The sequence below is a fragment of the Aeromicrobium sp. CF3.5 genome (genome assembly GCF_051262695.1).
Taxonomy (GTDB): Bacteria; Actinomycetota; Actinomycetes; order Propionibacteriales; family Nocardioidaceae; genus Aeromicrobium.
On sequence record NZ_JBIMEZ010000001.1, the window covers coordinates 55598 to 69207 of the forward strand.

A 13610-nucleotide genomic window follows, 5' to 3' on the forward strand; every position below is an offset into this window, starting at 1 on the left:
TCCAGCTCCTGACACGGTTCAGCGGTACGCGGTCCATCCACGTGACGTCAACGCCTCCACCAGTGTCTCACCGAGCCCCGGGGCGACCGAAATCTCGGCCAGGCCGACGGGTCGACCGAGATCGTGATCGAGGCGCAGATCCTCGATGTTGACCCCCGCTTCGCCGGTGTGCGCCATGAGCCTGGACAGCTCGCCCGGGCGGTCGGCGAGCTGCACGAAGACGCTGTCGAGGCGTGACGGTGCACTGCCGTGCTTGCCCGGGATCAGCTGGGTCCCCCGGCGGCCGGACTCGAGCACCTCTCCCAGCACCGCGTCGAGCTGGGCGTCGTCGCCCGTCTCGAGCACTCCGATGACCCGGTCGAGGTCAGCGCGCACCTCTGCCAGCACCGACCGCACGTCGGCAGCGTTGTCACCGAGGATCTGGCGCCACAACGCCATGTCGCTGCCCGCGATGCGGGTGACGTCACGCAGCCCGGCCCCCGAGAGAGCCAGGTGGTTGTCGGGGGCGTCGTTGAGCCGAGCCGCCGTCAGGGTGGCCATCACCTGCGGCACGTGCGAGACGACGGCGACGGCACGGTCGTGGGCACTGGCGTTCATGATGATGGGCACAGCACCGACCTGGAGCGCGAGATCGACCACCGCGTCGAGTGCCTCGGGCCGGGTGGCTGCCGTGGGCGTCACCGCCCACGGCCGCCCCTCGAACAGCTGGGCGTTGGCTGCCCCCGGGCCCGAGAGCTCGCTGCCGGCCATGGGGTGGCCGCCGGCGTACCGGCCGGCACCGGTCGGGACTGCATGCGACTGCTCGACGATGGCGTCCTGGATGCGGGACTTCACACTCGTGACATCGGTGACCAGGGCCTGCGGCCAGCGATGCAGCGCCTCGACGACCACCGCTCCCGCGTGCACAGGCGGCACGGCCACCACGACGAAGCGCGGCTCGTCGTCCGACGACAGCCCGACCCCAGCACCCTGCGAGACCGCCTCGGCCAGATGGGCGTCGGAGGTGTCATCGAGCAACACCTCCGTGCCGTGCGCGGCCAGCGCGAGCGCCACCGACGTGCCGATCAGGCCGCAGCCGATGACCAGCACAGGAGCAGGAGGAAGCGTCACGGCGTCACGCTGTCCAAGAGCTCGCCCAGCTCGCCGCGCGACAGGTCGCGCAGCTGTCCGACGCCCAGGCCCCCGAGTCGCAGCGGCCCGAACGAGGTGCGCGTCAGCTCGACCACCGGATGGCCCACGTGGTCCAGGATGCGGCGCACGATCCGATTGCGTCCCATGTGGATGTCCATCTCGATCATCGAGCGCCCGCGGCCGCGACTCTTGACCTCGAAACGGTCGACGCGCGCCGGTCCGTCGTCGAGGGTGATGCCCGCACGCAGCTGGGTCGCGACCCGGTCGGAGACAGCACCCTCGACGAGGGCCACGTAGGTCTTGGAGATCTCGAACGACGGGTGGGCCAGGTGGTGGGCCAGCTCTCCGTCGTTGGTCAGCAGCAGCAGTCCGGACGTGTCGGTGTCGAGTCGTCCGACGTGGAACAGCCGATCGGTGCGTCGCTCGAGCACCCCCGACAAGTCGGGCCGGCCGTTCTCGTCCGACATCGTCGACACCACGCCCGTGGGCTTGTTGAGCACCACGTAGGCGTGGTCGCTGGGCGGTGGGAGCCGTGCACCGTCCACCCGGATCACGGCGACCGCCGGATCGACGCGCACCCCCATCTCGGTCGCGATCTCGCCGTCGACCTCCACCCGACCGTCCGCCATGAGCTGCTCGCACCGACGACGACTGGCGACACCGGCCGCCGCGAGCACCTTCTGCAGACGGATCTCAGGCATCGTCGTCACTCTCTGCATCTGGGGGGTCACGGTCTGGGGTGTCACCGTCTGGGGTGTCACCGTCTGGGGTCGGGGCGGCGTGCGCGAACTCATCAGAACCGTACGCGTCGGGGTCGTCGACCTCGGGGAGCAGGGGCGCCAGGGCGGGCAGCTCGTCGATGCCGCCCAGGCCCATCCGCTCCAGGAAGTACGACGTGGTGCGGTACAGCAGCGCGCCGCTCTCGGCGTCGGTGCCGTGCTCCTCGATCAGGCCGCGGGTCACCAGCGTGCGGACCACTCCGTCGACGTTGACGCCTCGGATCGCCGAGATCCGCGAGCGGCTGATCGGCTGGCGATAGGCCACCACTGCCACGGTCTCCAGCGCGGCCTGCGTCAGTCGAGCCTGCTGTCCCTCGAGGATGAAGCGCTCGACCGCCGAGGCGAACTCCGCCCGGGAGAAGAACCGCCAGCCACCGGCGACCGGACGCAGATCGAAACCGCGCCCCTGCTGGAGGTACTCGGCGGACAGGTCGGCCAAAGCTCGTTCGACCTCTGCAGGAGGATGTCCCACGGCCTGCGCCAGGGTGAGGTGATCCAAGGGCTGGTCGGCGACCATCAGCACAGCCTCCAGCGCCGGGCGAAGCTCGAGGATCTCCAGCTCGAGCTCGTGCGGGCCGGTCGGCACCTGCTGGGGATCGTGGTTCTCGGAATTGCTCATTGATCGGGCTCCTCGACGGTGGGTGGCTCGTCCACGGGGATCTCGTCCACGGGAAGCTCGCCGGGGGGCGCATCGAACTCATCGCCCACATCGAGATCGCCCGCTTCTGAACCGGTCCAGCGCACCAGGAGATCACCCAGCGGCGTGGCCTGCTCGAAGGACAGGGCGCCCTCGCGGAACAGCTCGAGCAGGGACAGGAAGCGTGCAACGCGCGTCATCAGGTCGGGAGCGTCCGCCGTCAGGGCGCGGAACGACATCTCGCCGTTGCGGCGCAGCCGATCGACCACGAGGTGGGCCTGCTCGCGCACGCTGACCTGAGGTGCGTGCAGATGGGCCAACGACACCATGGGGACCGGCTTGTCAGCGAAGGCGGCCGCCGCGAGGCGGGCCAGCTCATCCGGTCCGGCCGAGATGATGACCTCGGGCAGCAGCTCGGCGAATCGCGGCTCGAGCTGAGCGATCCGCGGGTGGCGGCGCGCCTCGGCCTCGAGCCGCGCACCGAAGGTGGCCGCCACCTGCTTGAACGCGCGGTACTGCATGAGCCGCGCGAACAACAGGTCACGCGCCTCCAGCAGCGCGAGATCCTCCTCGTCCTCCACGGCGGCCTGGGGCAGCAGGCGAGAGGCCTTCAGGTCCAGGAGGGTCGAGGCGACGAGAAGGAAGTTCGTGGTCTGGTCCAGATCGTCGTCGAGTCCGCGCACGTAGGCGATGAACTCGGTGGTCACTGAGGACAGAGCCACCTCGGTGATGTCCAGCTCGTGCTTGGAGATCAGCTGCAGGAGCAGGTCGAACGGTCCCTCGAAGTTGGCGAGGTTGACCGAGAAGCCCGCCGACCCGCTCTGGTCAGCGGCGGTGACGGTCACGTCTCGCTCAACCGCCGAGCCACCTGGCTGTCGACGCCGTGCTCCTCGAGGTCCGCCAGCGCCAACGCCACCGCAGCCCGCACGAATCGGCCGCGATCGACCGTGCGGCCCAGCGCGACGCGCAGCTGCAGGCGCGCGTGCTCCACGGCGAGGAGCTCGTCGGCCGTGACGTAGATCGTCATCTTCTCGTCGTGCTTGACCCGACCGCTCTCGGTGGAGGAGTCGCGATCGACCGGCCGCAGTCGCCGTGTCGCGTCATCTGTCGTCGCTGCCTCCGCCGCGGGGGCGTCGGTCAGTCCCTCGCGGGCGGTGGCACGGAAGAGCTCGTCGGCGCCGGGCATGCTCACGCGTCGGGGCATCGCGACAGCACCTCTCGGGTCAGCTCACGGTAGGACGCAGCGCCCGGTGAGTTCGGCGCGTACACGGTGATCGGCTCGCCGGCGACCGTCGCGTCGGAGAACTTCACGGTGCGGCGGATGACGGTGTGGAAGACGAGGTCGCCCCAGCCCTCGACCAGGGACTGCAGCACTTCCTTGCCGTGCAGCGTGCGACTGTCGTACATCGTGCCGAGCAGACCGATGATGGACAGCTCGTCGTTGGTGCGCTCACGCACCCGCTCGATGGTGTCCTTCAGCAGCGCCACCCCCCGCAGGGCGAAGTACTCGCACTCCAGTGGGATGATCACCCCGTGCGCCGCGGTGAGCGCGTTGACCGCGAGCAGCCCGAGCGAGGGCTGGCAGTCGATCAAGATGACGTCGTAGTCGAACCGCACGGGCTTGAGCACCCGCGCCAATGCCTGTTCTCGGCCCACCTCGGTCACGAGGCGCATCTCGGCGGCGGACAGGTCAATATTGGCCGGCACCAGATCGAGTCCCTTGACCGACGTGGACATGACCAGGTCCTTGACACCGATCTCGCGATCGATCAGGGCGTGATAGATGCTCTGGTCGAGATCGTGGGCGTTGAAGCCCAGACCGACGGTCAGGGACCCCTGCGGGTCGAAGTCGACCAGCAGCACCCGTCGACCAGCTTCGACCAGTGCCGCACCGAGGCTGATCGTGGTCGTGGTCTTGCCCACGCCACCCTTCTGGTTGCACATGGCGATGATGACCGCCGGCGCTCCCGGCGCACGCGGCGCGGGATCGGGGAAGTGTGGTGTCGACCGGCCCGTGGGCCCTGTCGTGAGGTCCATCTGCTCCCCTGACGTAGACGATTTGTCGATATTGAGCATACCGTCCGGCGCGCCCGTCACCGTGACGCGCGCGGGTGGGCGGTCGCGTAGATCTCGCGCAGCTTCTCCACCGTGACCAGGGTGTAGATCTGGGTCGTGGTGACCGATGCGTGTCCCAGCAGCTCCTGGACCACACGGACGTCTGCTCCCCCATCGAGCAGATGGGTGGCGAAGGAGTGTCGCAAGGTGTGCGGCGACACGTCAGAGGTGACTCCGGCCCGGCTGGCGGCACGATTCAGGACGGTCCACGCGCTCTGGCGGGACAGACGACCGCCTCGGGCGTTCAGGAACAACGCCGCTCCTGAGCCGGAACCCGATGCGGTGACCAGCGCAGGTCGCGAGGCGGTCAGGTAGTCACGCACCGCGGCCGAGGCGTACGAGCCGAGGGGCACGATGCGTTGCTTGCCCCCCTTGCCGCGCAGGAGCACGGAGCCCTGCTCGACACCCGCGCCGGAGACCTCCCCGAGATCGAGGTCGTCGATGTCGAGCCCGACCGCCTCGGAGATGCGGGCGCCGGTGCCGTAGAGCACCTCGAGCAGGGTCTGGTCGCGCGCCGACAGCGTGGTCCCCGGCCCGGCCGCAGCCTCCAGGATCGACTCGACCTGCTCGACCGTCAATGCCTTGGGCAGTCGCGACGGTGGTCGCGGCGGCTTGACCGCCGTGGTCACGTCGGTCGTGAGCACCTGCTCCCTCAGCAGGAACCGGTGCAGGCCCCGAACCGCGACCACGGCACGAGCGGCACTCGCGGTACCGAGCGGCACATGGTCCTCGTCGCCGGTGCGCAGGGCACCGAGGAAGGCCGCCACGTCCTGCTCTCCGACGGCCTCCGGCTCGATGATGTCGTGCGCGTGCAGAAATTGGAGATAGCGCCGCAGATCGCGGCGGTACGAGCGCAACGTGTTCTCGGCCAGCCCGCGCTCCACGGCGAGGTGGCTGAGGTAGTCCTGGACAGCGCGCTCGGTCCCCGTCACGTGCGTCGGGCGTGCACTCCGAGGATGGCCGCGACAGCCATGGAGTCGGTGATGCGACCGTCGAGCACCGCAGCCACCGCGTCGGCGAAGGGCATCCACCAGTGCGCCATGTCGGCCTCCTCGGCGTGCCGCTCCGTGCGGTCGTCGAGCGGTACCGGCGACAGGTCCGTGGCCACGTAGAGGTCCCACTGCTCCGAGGAATAACCGGGAGACGCGAACAGCGTCAGCTCGTGCGACCACGTCGCTGCCGTGACGTCGGCCTCCTCGGCCAGCTCTCGCGCGGCGGCAACGAGGGGTGGTTCGCCGACGACGTCGAGCGTGCCTGCGGGGATCTCGAGCAGACGACGCCCCACCGGATGGCGGTACTGCGCGATCAGCAGCAGCCGATCGTCCTCGTCGAGCGCCACGACTCCCACGGCGCCATGCGGCCGCACCACGGCTCGCAGGTGTTCGGCTCCCCCGGGATCGGCGACCGTGTCGACGGTGACGCTGAGGTAGTCGCTGTCGTAGACGACCTCGGTCGAGGCCACCGGCCAGGCAGCAGCCTCGTCGGTGAGGATCTCGGTCTCGACGATCCGTCCCGGCAGCCGGGGGTGCTCGGTCATGCCGGGTCGTCGACGGGAAGCCGCGTCTGGCGCTGACGATCGATCGCGGCCGCCGCGAGTCCGGCGAACAGCGGGTGCGGAGCGGTGGGTCGCGACCGCAGCTCGGGGTGCGCCTGCGTCGCGACGTAGAACGGGTGCACGTCGCGCGGCAGCTCGACGAACTCGACGAGCTGAGCGTCCGGCGAGGTGCCGCTGAAGACGAGTCCGGCGGACTCGATCCGCTCCCGGTAGGCGTTGTTGACCTCGTAGCGGTGCCGGTGACGTTCCTGCACCTTGTCCGCGCCGTACAGCTCGGCCACGATGCTGCCGGTGGTGAGCGAGGCCGGGTAGAGGCCGAGTCGCATGGTGCCACCCAGGTCACCGGCCCCATCGACGATGTCGAGCTGCTCGGCCATCGTCGCGATGACCGGGTCCGAGGCCGTGGGGTCGAACTCCGACGAGCTCGCTCCTTCGATGCCGGCGACGTGCCGGGCGTACTCGATGACCATGCACTGCAGGCCGAGACACAGACCAAGCACCGGGATGCCCTGCTCGCGGGCGTACCGCAGGGCCCCGACCTTGCCCTCGATGCCGCGCACGCCGAACCCGCCGGGCACGCAGATGCCGTCGACGTCGCCCAGGTACGCAGCGGCCCCCGCCTCGGTGGCGCACTCGTCGGACGGCACCCACTGCAGCGTGATGCGGGCGTCGTGGGCGAAGCCACCGGCACGCAGCGCCTCGGCCACCGAGAGGTAGGCGTCAGGCAGATCGACGTACTTGCCCACCAGGGCGATCGTGATGTTCTCGGCCGGCTGGTGGACCCGACGCAGGAGCGCATCCCACTCGGTCCAGTCGACGTCGCGGAACGGCAGATCGAGTCGGCGCACCACATAGGCGTCGAGGCCCTCGCTGTGCAGGACCTTGGGGATGTCGTAGATCGACGGGGCGTCGGTCGCGGTCACGACCGCCTCGGGCTCGACGTCGCACATCAGGGAGATCTTGCGCTTGACGTTCTCGGGGATCTCTCGATCGGACCGGCACACGATGGCGTCGGGCTGGATGCCGATCGACCGCAGCGCTGCCACCGAGTGCTGGGTGGGCTTGGTCTTGAGCTCGCCGGACGGGCCGATGTAGGGCACGAGCGAGACGTGCAGGAAGAAGACGTGACCGCGGCCGATCTCGTGACGCACCTGACGCGCCGACTCCAGGAACGGCTGGCTCTCGATGTCGCCGACCGTGCCGCCGATCTCGTGGATCACGACGTCGACGTCGGGTCCACCCATCGAGACCATCCGGTCCTTGATCTCGTTGGTGATGTGCGGGATCACCTGGACGGTGTCTCCCAGGTAGTCGCCGCGGCGCTCACGGGCGATCACCTCGGAGTACACCTGGCCGGTGGTGACGTTGGCTCGTCCGACCAGATCCTCGTCGAGGAACCGTTCGTAGTGGCCGATGTCGAGATCGGTCTCGGCGCCGTCGTTGGTGACGAACACCTCGCCGTGCTGGAACGGATTCATCGTCCCGGGATCGACGTTGAGGTACGGGTCCAGCTTCTGCATCGTGACCCGCAGCCCGCGCGACTTGAGCAACCGACCGAGGCTCGACGCCGTCAGCCCCTTGCCCAGCGACGATGCGACGCCGCCCGTGACGAAGACGTGTTTGGTAACCGCGCTACCTGCCAAGATGACTCCCGTGGTCGAAGGCCGATGTGGCTGCCGGCGATCTGTTCGCCGTGTCGTGCTCCACGGAACTCCAACCTACCGTGCTGCTCGGGCCGAGTGATCAGGAGTCGTCACTGGGGACCGCGCCGTCGGCACTGCGCGAGGTTCCCCAGGCGCCCGCGTCGCCGCCAGCCTCCTGGGCCAGGGCGAGCGCGGCCACGATCCGCCCTGCCGGGGAGTCGGACACGTCAAGGGTCGACACGGTGCCGGCCAGGTCGTCGCCACGGAGTGCGGCGACGAAGCCGCCCGGGCGTGAGGCCGAGGCGGGCCCGGCCACGAGGACGCCCGAGCTCGCGGTGTCCAGGGCTGCGGTGATGCCCGCCAGGCTGACGCCCTGGTCCTCAGACGTCGAGCTGCGTGGACCCGTGACGACCACGGTCAACGTGGCGCGGGCGGACGGCTCACCCTCCAGCGTGATCAGGTCGCCCTCGACGAAGGCGGCACGCAGCGTGGTGGCGTCGTCATCGACGTCGGCCGCCTCGTCGGAGACCAGCGCACGGGCCAGCGCAGCGCCGATGCGCTGGTAGCTGTCACCCTCGGCGTCGATGCCGTCGACGCCCTCGCCGACCTGCTGCGCGACGCCCTCGGCGAACTGCCGGCCCGCCGGGTCCAACAGCTTGGAGGTGAGCTCGGCCTGACCGACGACCTCGCCGCCGGCCTGCTCGACGGCACCGCTGATGCCGCTGATGTCCTCGGCCCCCGCGCCGGGCGTGGTGAGGATCAGGACGGTCTGGTCAGCCAGCTGGTCGTTGAGCAGAGCGGGTTCGACGCGACCGGCGAACCCGGACTCGAACGACTCGACGGCCGGATCGGCGGATGCGGCCTGATCGGCGTCCTCACCCGCGTTGTCGGTGGTGTCGAGGAATCCCGCCCCGAGGACGACGCCTGCTGCCAGTGCGAGCAGAGCCGCCGCGAGGGAGACGACGTGGTAGCGAAAGTTGATCACGAGTTGGTTCCCCATTCAGGCGACGTGCCGGCACTCCAGGTGCCGACACGGCCGATCGAGTTGATGGTGTCGCCGAGGCCGATGGTGTCGGTGATGCGTGCGAACCAGTCCTGGCCCATCGGGGTCACGGTGATGGCGACCGCGACGGCCACCAGTCCCACGACGACGAGCAGGACCAGGGGCCACCAGGACATCTGGCGGACGGTCAGATGATCGACGGCCTTCGCGTCGACGATCTTGGAGCTGGCGCGAAGCTTGGCGACCAGTAGACGCGATGCCTCGGCTGCGGGCCGCTCGAGCAGCTCGATGAGCGTCGGTGGGCCACCGACGTGCACGATCACGCTGGCCTCGTTGGTGTCGGCCAGCACGATCGCGAGGTCGTCGTCCGAACCGGTCGACACGAAGGTCACGATCTCCTTGCCGTGACGCTCCAGCCGCTCGTGACCCTCGACAGTTCCCGATGCTGTGGTGACGACCACCTCGCCGCTGCTGCGGATGGCGCGATCGGACAGGTTCTGGACCGCACCGACCAGCAGGTCGGGTGTGTAGCCGGCGGCGATGAGGACATCGGCACCGGACCCGGCGCCGATCAGGACCGGATCGTTGCCCGCGATGAATCGACGCAGCGACGCCAGGTCGGCTGCGTCGTCGAATCCGTGGGAGACCACGACCGCGGGCCGGCGGCGCACGCGCGTCCGCAAGTGCGGGATCCGGGCGTCGTCGAGCAGCATCGCCTGCTCGTGCTGGATGTGGTCGGAGGCGTTCGCGGTGAGGCTGTCCAGGCGGTTGACGAGACCGGACTCGGCCTCGGCCAGCACCGACCGGCTGAGATCGCCGTCCAGCAGCTGGCCCTCGAGGACGACCTCGGCGTCGCGCAGGACCCGTCCTTCGTCGAGCTGGACGGTCTCGCCGTTCTTCAGCCGCGACCACGCGTCGTCGTTGGGCAGGTCGATCAGCACGACGCCGGCCGAGTCCAGGATGCTGGGTCCGCGGTTGGGCACCCGTCCGGACGCTGACAACCCGATGTTCAGGACGGCCCGCACGCCGTGGTCGACCAGGGATCGAGCCTGCCGTGCATTGAGATCGGGCATCTGCACCACGGCGATGTCGCCCGAGCGCAGTGCCCCGAGCTCGCTGGGCCGCCGGACGAACCGCACAGGTCCCACCAACGCTCCCGGCGCAACGGGTTGCTTGCTGTTTCTACGAAGTCTGGCCATCGGGGCCATCGTCCCCCGAGTCGGCCGGCGTTCTGCCACGCTGGCGCGGCGTGTCGGCAGCTATTGCGTCTCAGTCCGCGTGTCCGGCGAGCTGCAACAGCTCGCGCGCATGCGCCTGAGCGCTCGCCGAGTCGTCCTGTCCCGCCAGCATCCGCGCCAGCTCGTCGACCCGCTCGCCGTCACCGAGCCGGACCACCGAGCTGCGCGTCACGGCACCGTCATCGTCCTTGTCCACGACGAAGTGGTGGTGAGCAAATGCTGCGACCTGGGGCAGGTGGGTGACCGCGATGACCTGGGCGTGCTCCGCGAGACGGGCCAGGCGGCGCCCGACCTCGACGGCGGCGCGACCACCGATTCCGGCATCGACCTCGTCGAAGACCAGGGTCGGTACGGTCGAGCGATCGGCGAGGACGACCTCGAGTGCCAGCATGAGACGCGACAGCTCGCCGCCGCTGGCTCCCTTGTTCAGGGGCCGCAGACCCGCACCACTGTTGGCCGCGAACAGCAGTTCGACATCGTCGATGCCGTACGGGCCGGGCACTGCTTCCTCGGGTGTGGAGACGCGAGCCTCGAGGTGGGCCGACGGCATCGACAGCTGGGCCAGCTCACCGTCGACGAGGCCGGACAGACGACCTGCGGCCTCCTGGCGCAGGCGCGACAGCTCCTCGGCCTGCTGCCGCACCTGCGGCTCGAGCTCGGCACACTCGGCCTGCAGCTGCTCGATCACCGAGTCGTCGTCGACCAGCTCGGCCAGCCGCTTGGCGCTCGTGGCCGCCCAGTCCAGGACGTCGTCCAGGGTGGGACCGTACTTGCGTTGCAGGCCTGCGATCTGCGCTCGCCGGTCCTGCACGTCGGCGAGCCGCTCGGGGTCCAGCTCGATGCTCGTCGCGTAGACCGACAGCTCCGCCGCCACCTCGTCGAGCAGGATGACCAGCTCGTCGGTGCGGCCTGCCAGTGCGTCGAGCTCGGGGTCGTGTCCCGCGACGTCGCGCAGCGCCGAGATGGCGCTGCCGACGACGTCGCGCGCCGCGCCGACTCCCACCTCGTCGGAATCACCGGCCAGTGCACCGTGGGCGATCTCGGCAGCGCGGGCCAGGGCCTCGGCGTGAGCGAGTCGCTGCTCGTCGGCGAGCAGGGCGGTGTCCTCGTCTGCCTGGGGTTCGACCGCAGCGACCTCGTCGACGCCGTGGCGCAGGACGTCGAGCTCGCGAGCTCGTTCACGAGCATGGCTGCGCAGCTCGTCGAGTCGTCGCCCCGCCTCGCGCCACCGATGGTGGACGGGCTGGTAGGTCGACATCGCGTCGGCCAGGTCACTACCTGCGAACCGATCGAGAGCGGCTCGCTGTTCGGCTGCGCGCAGCAGCCGGTGCTGATCGGACTGTCCGTGGACGGCGACGAGCTCGTCGGTGACCTCGGCGAGCAACGCCGCCGGCACCGTCGCTCCCCCGGCCACCGCACGCGATCGTCCCTGCGCCGACAGCACGCGTCCGATGATGACGACGTCGTCATCGACCCGACCTCCAGCACCGTCGACCACGGTGGCAGCAGTGGACCCGGGAGGAAGCGAGATGGTGGCCTCGACCCGAGCCTGGTCGGCCCCATGACGAACCAGTCCGAGATCGGCCCGATCACCGCGCAACAGACCCAGCGCCGTCACGACCATCGTCTTGCCCGCGCCGGTCTCGCCGGTGATGACACTGAAACCAGCCTCGAGCTCGAGCTCGGCCGAGTCGATGACGCCCAGCGAGGTCAGCTGCAGGTGCTGCCACATCAGTGGTCCTCGTCTCGTCTCGCGGCACCGCCGCGCCACCCGGCGACAGGCAGGTCGAACTTGCGGACCAGTCGATCGGCGAACGACCCAGAGCTCAGTCGGGCGAGGCGGACCACGCTGGCGCCCCGGACGACCTCGACCCGTGCACCGATCGGCAGATCTGCGGCCCGGCGCCCGTCGCACCACAGCACACCTGTGCTCTGGTGGCCCACGATCTCGATGGCCAGCGTGGAGTCGGGCGAGACCACCATGGGGCGGGCGAACAGCGCGTGGGCGCTGATCGGCACCATCAGCAGGGCCGAGACACCGGGCCAGACGATCGGACCGCCGGCACTGAAGTTGTACGCGGTCGAGCCTGTGGGCGTCGCGCAGACCACGCCGTCGCATCCCCAGCGCGAGACAGGTCGATCGTCGATCTCCACGACCACCTCGAGCATGCGCTCACGAGCAGCCTTCTCCACCGACGCCTCGTTGAGGGCCCAGTTGGTGGCCACGACCTCACCGCCGACCATCACCGAGACGTCGACGGTGAGGCGCTCGTCGATCGTGTACGTGCGATCGATGACGCCACGGACCACCGCGTTGACGTCCTCGGCGTTGGCCTCGGCGAGGAAACCCACATGGCCCAGGTTGACGCCCAGCACCGGGATCTCGGTGCCTCGGCACGACTCGGCCGCGCGCAAGATGGTGCCATCACCGCCGAACACGACCGCGAGCTCACACTCCGATGGTGGAGTCTGGACCTGGCGGGTGCCCATCAGACCTGCTGCCTGGAGCACGGCAGCATCCGACTCGAGGACGCAGACCTCGATGCCCTCGGACTGGATGGCGTGCGCGAAGTCGACGGCCACGCGGGCCGCCTCGGTGCGCACGCCGTGCACCAGCATCAGCACTGCTCTCATGCGGGCTCTCGATTCGTGGGTGAGTCGGCGGTGAGGGGTCCGGCGGCGACGACCGCGTCAGCGGCCGATGGGTCGGGTGCAGGCGCGTCGGTCCGCAACCAGCAGAAGTACTCCACGTTGCCTGCCGGGCCCGGCAGAGGACTCGGGGCCAACGCTCGCGTGCCCCACCCGAACGTCTGCGCGCTCTCGCACACTCCGTGCACCGCCTCGGCGTGCAGCGACGGATCACGCACGACTCCGTTCTTGCCCAGGCGCTCGCGGCCCACCTCGAACTGTGGTTTGACCATCAGCACGATGTCCCCGCCCAGCATCTGGGTTCCCTCGGTGCTCGAGGGCTCGCACAGGCTCGTCAGCGCGCCCATCACCACCGTCAGGGAGATGAAGGACAGGTCACTGACCACGAGTGACACGGTGCCGTCGATGTCGTCCGGGGTCAGGTGTCGGACGTTGGTGCGGTCCACCACGTGCACCCGGTCGTCGCTGGCCAGGGACCAGACCAGCTGGCCGTAGCCAACGTCGACCGCCACGACCTGCGCCGCCCCCCGACTCAGCAGGACATCGGTGAAGCCACCGGTCGAGGCACCTGCGTCAAGGCACCGGCGCCCTGCCACCTGCAGGCCCTGGGGTTCGAAGACCTCCAGGGCGCCGAGCAGCTTGTGCGCGCCGCGCGAGGCCCAGGAGGGTTCGTGGGACTCCTTGACCACGATCGCCTGATCGGTCGTCACTCCCGTCGCGGCCTTGCTCGCGCGGGTGCCGGCCACGCGGACGAGACCGTCGTCGATCAAGGTGGCGGCGTGGTCGCGCGACCGGGCGAGCCCGCGGCGCACCAGCTCGGCGTCGAGACGAAGTCGTCGGGTCATGCGAGGTGCCCGGGC

Annotated in this window: 14 protein-coding genes; all 14 read right to left on the reverse strand. The window is 69.7% G+C overall.

Annotated features, from left to right (window positions below; translation table 11 throughout):
• Positions 1–18: 18 nt before the first annotated feature.
• Positions 19–1110, reverse strand: coding sequence for a prephenate dehydrogenase (locus tag ACHAA3_RS00260; protein WP_435706920.1), 1092 nt, complete (start codon positions 1108–1110; stop codon positions 19–21).
• A complete protein-coding gene (locus ACHAA3_RS00265) occupies positions 1107–1832 on the reverse strand; it encodes a pseudouridine synthase (protein ID WP_435706921.1) in 726 nt (241 codons plus the stop codon). Before ACHAA3_RS00265 ends, ACHAA3_RS00260 begins: the two co-directional genes overlap by 4 nt.
• Positions 1825–2529: an SMC-Scp complex subunit ScpB gene (gene scpB, locus ACHAA3_RS00270; RefSeq protein WP_435706922.1), complete on the reverse strand. Its 705-nt coding sequence runs from the start codon at positions 2527–2529 to the stop codon at positions 1825–1827. The genes ACHAA3_RS00265 and scpB overlap by 8 nt, the downstream gene beginning before the upstream one ends.
• A complete protein-coding gene (locus ACHAA3_RS00275) occupies positions 2526–3392 on the reverse strand; it encodes a segregation and condensation protein A (protein ID WP_435706923.1) in 867 nt (288 codons plus the stop codon). The genes scpB and ACHAA3_RS00275 overlap by 4 nt, the downstream gene beginning before the upstream one ends.
• Positions 3389–3751: a hypothetical protein gene (locus ACHAA3_RS00280; protein WP_435706924.1), complete on the reverse strand. Its 363-nt coding sequence runs from the start codon at positions 3749–3751 to the stop codon at positions 3389–3391. Before ACHAA3_RS00280 ends, ACHAA3_RS00275 begins: the two co-directional genes overlap by 4 nt.
• Positions 3736–4584, reverse strand: a complete 849-nt coding sequence (locus tag ACHAA3_RS00285; RefSeq protein ID WP_435706925.1) for a ParA family protein — start codon at positions 4582–4584, stop codon at positions 3736–3738. Before ACHAA3_RS00285 ends, ACHAA3_RS00280 begins: the two co-directional genes overlap by 16 nt.
• Positions 4585–4640: 56 nt before the next feature.
• On the reverse strand, positions 4641–5594 hold the full coding sequence (gene xerD / locus ACHAA3_RS00290; protein ID WP_435706926.1) for a site-specific tyrosine recombinase XerD: 954 nt from the start codon (positions 5592–5594) through the stop codon (positions 4641–4643).
• On the reverse strand, positions 5591–6199 hold the full coding sequence (locus tag ACHAA3_RS00295) for an NUDIX domain-containing protein (RefSeq protein ID WP_435706927.1): 609 nt from the start codon (positions 6197–6199) through the stop codon (positions 5591–5593). Before ACHAA3_RS00295 ends, xerD begins: the two co-directional genes overlap by 4 nt.
• Entirely contained in the window at positions 6196–7860 is a 1665-nt protein-coding gene (locus tag ACHAA3_RS00300; protein ID WP_435706928.1) for a CTP synthase, read from the reverse strand. Before ACHAA3_RS00300 ends, ACHAA3_RS00295 begins: the two co-directional genes overlap by 4 nt.
• A 100-nt stretch (positions 7861–7960) precedes the next feature.
• Positions 7961–8845 (reverse strand): copper transporter, encoded by an 885-nt coding sequence (locus ACHAA3_RS00305; RefSeq protein WP_435706929.1) that lies wholly within the window; start codon positions 8843–8845, stop codon positions 7961–7963.
• Complete coding sequence (gene steA, locus ACHAA3_RS00310) at positions 8842–10011, reverse strand: putative cytokinetic ring protein SteA (protein ID WP_435706930.1); 1170 nt, start codon at positions 10009–10011, stop codon at positions 8842–8844. Before steA ends, ACHAA3_RS00305 begins: the two co-directional genes overlap by 4 nt.
• A gap of 121 nt (positions 10012–10132) precedes the next feature.
• Positions 10133–11833 (reverse strand): DNA repair protein RecN, encoded by a 1701-nt coding sequence (recN, locus tag ACHAA3_RS00315; RefSeq protein WP_435706931.1) that lies wholly within the window; start codon positions 11831–11833, stop codon positions 10133–10135.
• Entirely contained in the window at positions 11833–12735 is a 903-nt protein-coding gene (locus tag ACHAA3_RS00320; protein ID WP_435706932.1) for an NAD kinase, read from the reverse strand. Before ACHAA3_RS00320 ends, recN begins: the two co-directional genes overlap by 1 nt.
• Positions 12732–13595, reverse strand: coding sequence for a TlyA family RNA methyltransferase (locus ACHAA3_RS00325; protein ID WP_435706933.1), 864 nt, complete (start codon positions 13593–13595; stop codon positions 12732–12734). The genes ACHAA3_RS00320 and ACHAA3_RS00325 overlap by 4 nt, the downstream gene beginning before the upstream one ends.
• Positions 13596–13610 lie beyond the last annotated feature (15 nt).

Excerpts from the sequence above, each read along its gene's own strand:
- ACHAA3_RS00265 (WP_435706921.1), bottom strand. The coding sequence starts at position 1,832 with ATGCCTGAGATCCGTCTGCAGAAGGTGCTCGCGGCGGCCGGTGTCGCC.
- scpB (WP_435706922.1), bottom strand. The coding sequence starts at position 2,529 with ATGAGCAATTCCGAGAACCACGATCCCCAGCAGGTGCCGACCGGCCCG.
- ACHAA3_RS00280 (WP_435706924.1), bottom strand. The coding sequence starts at position 3,751 with ATGCCCCGACGCGTGAGCATGCCCGGCGCCGACGAGCTCTTCCGTGCC.
- ACHAA3_RS00285 (WP_435706925.1), bottom strand. The coding sequence starts at position 4,584 with ATGGACCTCACGACAGGGCCCACGGGCCGGTCGACACCACACTTCCCC.
- ACHAA3_RS00295 (WP_435706927.1), bottom strand. The coding sequence starts at position 6,199 with ATGACCGAGCACCCCCGGCTGCCGGGACGGATCGTCGAGACCGAGATC.
- recN (WP_435706931.1), bottom strand. The coding sequence starts at position 11,833 with ATGTGGCAGCACCTGCAGCTGACCTCGCTGGGCGTCATCGACTCGGCC.
- ACHAA3_RS00320 (WP_435706932.1), bottom strand. The coding sequence starts at position 12,735 with ATGAGAGCAGTGCTGATGCTGGTGCACGGCGTGCGCACCGAGGCGGCC.
- ACHAA3_RS00325 (WP_435706933.1), bottom strand. The coding sequence starts at position 13,595 with ATGACCCGACGACTTCGTCTCGACGCCGAGCTGGTGCGCCGCGGGCTC.